General features: G+C 45.3%; 1 pseudogene. It reads left to right on the forward strand.

Annotated features, from left to right (window positions below):
• Nucleotides 1-883, forward strand: a pseudogene (locus tag G5B06_RS18555) (DNA methylase); the annotation flags it as partial.

Here is an 883-nt window from a genome sequence, read left to right on the forward strand (position 1 = left end):
GAAGAGGAAGAGGTTACTGCCGAAGAATCTATTCTGGAAAGTCAGGAACAGGAAACAACGAAAGATTCTGAGGGACAGGAACCAACTGAACCAGAAGAAGAGACAACAGCTAAAACCGCAGAAGAACTGGCAGAGTCCTGGGATGAGGGTGTTTTTGAGTATCAGGGGTATCACTTTGAAGCAGTAGGGGTATTGCCGGAAGGACTAGAGGGAAAAGATCTGGTTGCACAGACCCGTTCCAATACAGAACTTCATCTGTCGACCTATCATACAGAAGATTTCCCTAAATATTCGTATGATGAGTTTTATGCAGTCAGCAATGCACCAACTGCCGATGTGTTCCGGTGCCTGGAAACCGGACGCAATTATATTCCCGGAGAAAATGAACTGTTTGGATATGAAGGAGAATTCCAGCCATATTTGAAACCGGAAGCAGAAAAGATTGTAACAGAACCGCATAACTTTCGGATTCAGGATAATGACCTTGGAGCAGGCGGTCCGAAAGCAAAGTATAAAGCAAATATGGAAGCCATCCATTTGTTACAGACTTTGGAGAAAGAAGAACGTCTGGCAACACCCGAAGAACAGGAAATCTTATCCCGTTATGTTGGCTGGGGTGGTATCCCACAGGCATTTGAGGAGAGTAACAGCAGCTGGGCGAATGAGTATCTGGAATTAAAGAATACTTTATCGCCGGAAGAATACAGTGCAGCAAGGGCATCGACCTTAAATGCTTTTTATACGTCCCCGACCGTGATCCGAAGTATGTATGAAGTACTGGAAAATATGGGACTGAAACAGGGAAATATTCTGGAGCCGTCCTGTGGTGTCGGTAACTTTATGGGACTGATCCCGGAGAGTATGGGCAAAGCCAATATGTACG

The organism is Blautia luti, from assembly GCF_013304735.1.
Taxonomy (GTDB): Bacteria; Bacillota; Clostridia; order Lachnospirales; family Lachnospiraceae; genus Blautia_A.